The organism is Pseudoalteromonas sp. SIMBA_162 (assembly GCF_046535955.1).
GTDB lineage: Bacteria > Pseudomonadota > Gammaproteobacteria > Enterobacterales > Alteromonadaceae > Pseudoalteromonas > Pseudoalteromonas marina.
Map to the genome: position 1 here is coordinate 1 of NZ_JAWJBQ010000669.1, position 259 is coordinate 259.

Annotated in this window: 1 pseudogene; it reads left to right on the top strand. The window is 63.3% G+C overall.

The annotated features are described in order from the left end of the window. A pseudogene (locus tag R0J88_RS21340) lies at positions 1-259 on the top strand (CbbBc protein); the annotation flags it as partial.

Here is a 259-nt window from a genome sequence, read left to right on the forward strand (position 1 = left end):
GGCCGAGCGCGTGATCTGCTGCTGGGGCATGGGCATCACCCAGCATGCGCGCGGCGGCGACACCATCCAGCAGATCATCAATCTGTTGCTGCTGCGCGGCAATATCGGCAAGCCCGGCGCGGGTGCCTGCCCGATACGCGGCCATTCCAATGTACAGGGCGACCGCACCGTCGGCATCGAGAATCTGCCCAATGACGCGATGCTGGATGCCTTCGATCGGGTCTTCGACATCAAGTGTCCGCGCGAGAACAGCCATGAT